Genomic DNA, 5,422 nt, shown 5'->3' on the forward strand with positions numbered 1-5,422 from the left:
CAGGTAGAGAGCGAATCCCCACTGGGCGGCGGATCCGGTGTAGCGCAGCCGCATCAGCGGGATGGTTTCGCCGTCGGCGAGGTGGCCCTCGACGTAGGCGAACTGGCCGCGGTAGCGGAGGCGTAGCTCGGCGAGTTGGGGCCAGCGGGTGGCCGCGTGGGCGTGTAGCCGCTGGGACAGCGACGCCTTGGTCGACTCCGGCGGGGTGGCCATGGGTCCCATCGTGCCGGACCGGTCGATGACGGTGTGTCGCGCGGGGTGCGGCCCGGCGATGGGGCATCGTCGTGCCCTCGTCTGGACCTGTAGGGCGTGGAATGCCCCTGATGCCCGTGCTTTCCGCTCGCCCGGTGACGTTGCGTGCCGGTGAGCGCCGCCGTCTCAAGACGAGGGCCTACGGCCACAAGACCCCGTACCGTGACCGGGTCCGCGCCGAGATCGTGCTGCTGGCGGCCCGTGGAACGCCCAACGCCCGGATCGCTGTCCGTGTGCGCACCACGGTCGACACGGTACGTACCTGGCGGGGCCGGTTCGCTGACCTGGGCGTCGAGGGTCTGGCTGACCGCAAACGATCCGGCCGTCCGCCGCGGTTCACCCCGTTGCAGGTCGCCGAGGTCACGGCGTTGGCGTGCCAGTTACCCGCCGAGACGCGCACGCCGCTGGCGCGCTGGTCGTGCCCGGAACTGGCCCGTGAAGCGGTCGCTCGCGGCGTCGCCGACGCGGTGTCCGCGTCCACGGTGCGCCGGTGGCTGGACCAGGATTCGATCAAACCCTGGCAGTACCGTTCCTGGATCTTCGTCCGTGACCCGGAGTTCCGCCCGAAGGCCGCCCGCGTTCTGGACCTGTACGCCCGCACCTTCGACGGCACACCGCTGGGCGACGACGAATATGTGGTCTCCTGCGATGAGAAGACCTCGATCCAGGCCCGCTGCCACCCCACCCTGGCGCCGGGCAAAGCCCGCGCGATGCGCGTCAACCACGAGTACGACCGCGGTGGGGCCGTCGCCTACCTCGCCGCCTGGGACGTCCACCGCGCGCAGGTCTTCGGCCGCTGCGAACCGACCACCGGGATCGTCCCGTTCATGAACCTGGTCACCCAGGTCATGACCCGCGAGCCCTACGCCAGCGCCACACGCGTCTTCTGGATCGTCGACAACGGCTCCTCCCACCGCGGCAACGCCGCGATCAGACGCCTGACCACGGCGTTCCCGAACGCGGTCATGGTCCATACCCCCGTGCACGCCTCCTGGTTGAACCAGGTGGAGATCTTCTTCTCCGTCGTGCAACGCAAAGTTGTCTCACCCAACGACTTCACCGACCTGGCCCAGGTCACCGACCGGCTCCGAGCCTTCGAGGACCGCTACAACGCCACCGCAGCGCCGCTCCAGTGGAGGTTCACCACCACCGACCTGGACGATCTACTGGCCAGACTCGACCGGCACACACCCGACCGACAGGAACAATCCTCAGCCCCACAGGCCGCCTGATCAACCCCCGAAGGACTTACGGGCCAGACCACTTAGTTCTCGGCGTGCGGCGAACCGCTGGATTTGAGCAACCGGCGACCGTCGATGGACACGGTCACCCGGGAGATGATGTTCTCGGTGTCGTAGAAGCGAAAGTGCCATGCCGCCGCCGGCGGAGTGCGGCTCAGCGCGACCGACATCCTGTAGAAACTGGTGGTCACCTGTCGGACCGCGAGTTTTCTGGCCCGCTCGTGCGCCGCCACCAGGTCCCTGGGAAGCGGCGATCTCGTCAGTGCCGCCGTCAGTACCAGATGGCCCTGGTCGGGGATTTCCACAGCACCTTCCGACCGCGTGCACACTATCTGCTTGAACTCATAGGCAAAGCCGTGACGATCAGGCTCGGTGACCGCGGTCGGCTGCGTCCCGCAGACTTCGATCACCCACTGACCCGCACGGCCGCCTCGGGCCATGAGTCCCGTCCCCGCACTGGACATCGCTGGGCTCAATGCTGTTCGCACCACACCCGTGTTCGAGAGGAAGGCAACCTGCCACCGCGAGCCCTCGCCGCTGCCACCCAGTAGCTCGACGGCCATCCGCATGGCCTCCTGGAACGTCAGCTTGGCAGGGCGGGTGTCACCCTGAGTCGGTATGTCCCAGACGCGGCCTTCCATGGCCCGGATCTGCTGGGCCAGACTCAGTACGTAATCGCCGCTCTTCTCGTCGACCTGAACGGAGAAGAAGTCGGCATTTAGGATGTCGGACCTCATGCCAGGGTCGCGGACCACCCCGGTCGACGCGTCCACGCCGACACACCGCACGCTCTCCGCCAGCGTCGGGTCAAAGAAAGCAATGATCCACGTAGGCAGCTCGCCATTGTGCTTGTCGCATTCGAGTCTGGCAAGGACGAACAGGTCGTCGCTGCCGCCGATCGATCCGGTCGGCGCATTGAAGGCCGATTCCAGTGCGGCCCGAACCGCCACGGTCGAGTCGACGAAATTCTGTTCCAGGACGACCGGCCGGAAGTATGAGTACCTGCGCGAGATTTTAGTGAAGTGACTGGGGTCTATCTTTTCGATCGTTCGGTGGTCTGGATGTAGATGGTTGAATGCACAGGAGAATACGGTTACCGATCCCTCTGAAAACTCGGGGTCTTTTTCGTAGAGGTGCATCTCGGGGAGCTTATGGATCTCACTGTCCACGACGGCGTAAGGCCTGATGACGTTCGTAGCCTCGTCGAAGAACTCGGTGATCCAAAGGCGGCTGGTTCCGTCGACGACATCCGCGAACTCCCAGTCCCATACGTTGGCCAAGGAGTACAGCGTCGCTACCCCCTGTTGGGAGATGCCAAACAAGTCGCCCTGTGGATTATACCTCGCCTTGACCAGCGCCACGGCATCCTTGGCCCGCAAGAATCGGCGGCGAACATCATGGCCTTCGATCGTGGCGAGCAGCTGATGCACTGCTCGCCGGTAGTCCTGGGGACGGCGAAAATCCGCGTGGGACAGGGCGGACAGACGAGCGCCCCGGGCTCCGGGAACATCCTCGAGGAGCACCGGAAGGATGCGGACGCCAGACCTTTCGGCCAGATCCAGCTCGCGCTCGACCCATTCCGAGCCGATGGAGCCTGTCGACAGCACCACCACCAGGCAGTCCGCGCTGCGGATCGCGCTTTCGATGGCGGATAGATCCGTTCCGACCTTAAGGGCGTGCTCATCGAGCCAGACCTCTAGCCGGGCGCGCTCCAGGTCGGACGCGAGCCTGCGCGCGAAATCTCTGTCCTTTGTGCTGTAGGAAAGAAAGACCTGCACGAGGGCACCTCGGATGCACGTGGGGCGGTCGGCCGGCTCGCCAGCATCGTCGGCGTCTCGTTCCTGGCGCTGGCCACTGGGCCAGTTTACGGGTCACGCAAACCCATTGGTTGACCTCCGACGGCAGGACACGCTGCGGTGGGTGGCGCGCACGGAGCGTAGTTGCTCCAGGGGGCGGTGGATGGCCGCCCGCACCGATCCCCGGCCTGTCTGAGCCCGCTGGTGTCGCGCACGTCCTGGAGAACCGCATGCCCGTCGTTGCCATCGGAGCGTCTCGATGGTCCGCTTTGACTTCTGGTCTGGCGTACGGCGCATCCTCGGGTGGCTCGCTGTCCGCCCCCTTTTCCGGCGCGCTTCGCCGAGCGATGCCGCGTCCCTCGACAAGGCTGTGGTACGTATGCTCCTAGCGTCGGTGCGGCAGCTGGGAGACGAAAAATGTTGCGGGACTGGGCGCGGAGTAGATGGACGGCGGTGGTTACTGGCTTGCTCGCCGGTGCTGGAACCGGGCTTGCCGTCTACCAGGGAAGCCGGCTCGAGGGCCAGAGCCTGTTCATTCTGTGTGGCACCACTGCGGGCGGTGTGGCAGCGCTGGTCATCCACGGATACGCTAGTAGCATCCGGCTCACCGAGCTGACTCTGTCGATTCCTCAGTTCAGTAACGCGCAGTTCGTCGTCACCAAGGACAATAAAGCGGTCGCCTGGCGGCTGTTCATCGAGATGGTAACCAGGGTCTCACTCCAGCCGCTGGACCAGGGCACCGGCAAGATACGCGAGGCGATGAACTCTCTCTACGCGCTGTTCGGAATTACGCGGCAGACCCTCGCCGAGGCGCAGCCGTCCCGGCGGATAGGGAACGCGCCGACGGTCGAGCACCTTGCCGTGGCCATGCTCAACAAGGAGCTGCGGCCGTTTCTTTCGAGGTGGCACCCGAGGCTACAGGCCTGGGAGAACGAGCATCCGGGCGAGTTGGAATCGGCGTGGCCAGACGACGAAGAATGCCGGCAGGAGCTTTCCTCGATGCAGGCCCGGCTGATCCGGTATGCCGCCGGCTTCGGCGAACTGAGCGGCGTCACTAACGTGCAAGCGATAATGGGCGGCGAGTTTCCACCCGGCTGAGGGCCCTCGCGGCCTTGCCGGTTGCCGCACGGTTCGGACTGGCGGTTTGGTACCGCATCAGACCAATTGTAAGCCTGGAATTGACTCGGGCCTCGGTTGGGCGTCAGCCTCTCGCTACACGGCCCCACCAGAAACCCCAGGCAGCACCGATCGCCTGCACGTCCGCAAACTTGCCGGGGCCCTGGGTTCCTGGCGCCCGCCCCCGTTTCCCCGAGGCAGCCTCTGGGCACCTCATGATATGGTGGCCGCAAGGCACATACGGGGGCGAATGTGACAATCAATTTGAGTTTCCGTCGGCGTCGCCATAGCCGACTTTCGACCGCGAAAGCGTCAATTGCACGATATCATGCGTTTATATCTTACAGTCATGCGCTTGACGGTGAACTCGCCCCCGCTTTGGAACGTGGCCTTCAACGGCTTGCGCGGCCATGGTACCGGAGGCGAGCGCTACGAATCTTCCGCGACAAGGTAAGCTTGTCGGCGAATCCAAATCTTTGGGCGTCAATCGAAGATTCCTTGGCCGCCTCCGACTACTTCATTTTACTGGCGTCACCAGAGGCCGCTGCTTCCAGATGGGTCGCTAGAGAGGTGGCGTGGTGGCGGGCGCACAGAGATCGCGATCGCATATTGATCGTCTTGACTGGCGGCAACGTCGCCTGGAATGAAGGTAATCAGGATTTTGACTGGTCAGTCACCGACTTGCTGCCACCGTCGGCGAGAGGCTGGCTCACCTCAGAGCCACTCATGGTCGACCTGCGGGGCATCCGCTCTGAAAACCTCTCGATCCGGCACAACAGCAGGTTTCGTCACGAGGTCGCGACGTTGGCCGCGCCGATCCATGGGCGGCCGAAGGAAGATTTGGAAAGTGAGGACCGCCGGCTTCACCGCAAGGCTATGCGCCTAGCGAGTGTGACTGCCGGCCTACTCGTAATTCTACTCATCGCCGCGCTAGTTGCCACTAACATAGCGGTTGAGCAATGGGAGGCAGCCCGCGAACAACAACGAGTGACGGCCGCACGTGCAATGAGCCTTTTT

At 64.5% G+C, this 5,422-nt stretch carries 5 protein-coding genes; 3 read left to right on the forward strand and 2 right to left on the reverse strand.

Translation table 11 applies throughout. The annotated features are described in order from the left end of the window. The coding region (locus AC559T_RS08080) for a PH domain-containing protein (RefSeq protein WP_498868298.1) at positions 1-213 on the reverse strand (213 nt) is incomplete at its 3' end. Positions 214-323: 110 nt separating this feature from the next. On the opposite strand from AC559T_RS08080, the gene AC559T_RS08085 reads away from it, so the two are divergent. Beyond that, on the forward strand, positions 324-1,484 hold the full coding sequence (locus tag AC559T_RS08085) for an IS630 family transposase (protein ID WP_498868299.1): 1,161 nt from the start codon (positions 324-326) through the stop codon (positions 1,482-1,484). A 32-nt stretch (positions 1,485-1,516) separates the two neighbouring features. On the opposite strand, the gene AC559T_RS08090 is transcribed toward AC559T_RS08085, so the two are convergent. Continuing rightward, a complete protein-coding gene (locus tag AC559T_RS08090) occupies positions 1,517-3,271 on the reverse strand; it encodes a toll/interleukin-1 receptor domain-containing protein (protein ID WP_498868300.1) in 1,755 nt (584 codons plus the stop codon). A gap of 471 nt (positions 3,272-3,742) precedes the next feature. Here AC559T_RS08090 and AC559T_RS08095 point away from each other — a divergent pair, with 471 nt between their 5' ends. Then, on the forward strand, positions 3,743-4,387 hold the full coding sequence (locus AC559T_RS08095; RefSeq protein ID WP_498868301.1) for a hypothetical protein: 645 nt from the start codon (positions 3,743-3,745) through the stop codon (positions 4,385-4,387). A gap of 270 nt (positions 4,388-4,657) precedes the next feature. Further along, the coding region (locus AC559T_RS08100) for a TIR domain-containing protein (protein ID WP_498868302.1) at positions 4,658-5,422 on the forward strand (765 nt) is incomplete at its 3' end.

Origin of the sequence: Frankia sp. Hr75.2 (genome assembly GCF_949319125.1) — a bacterium.
Classification (GTDB): Bacteria; Actinomycetota; Actinomycetes; order Frankiales; family Frankiaceae; genus Parafrankia; species Parafrankia soli.

What these genes read in the sequence shown, in the direction of transcription:
- AC559T_RS08085 (WP_498868299.1), top strand. Translation starts at nt 324, where the DNA reads ATGCCCGTGCTTTCCGCTCGCCCGGTGACGTTGCGTGCCGGTGAGCGC.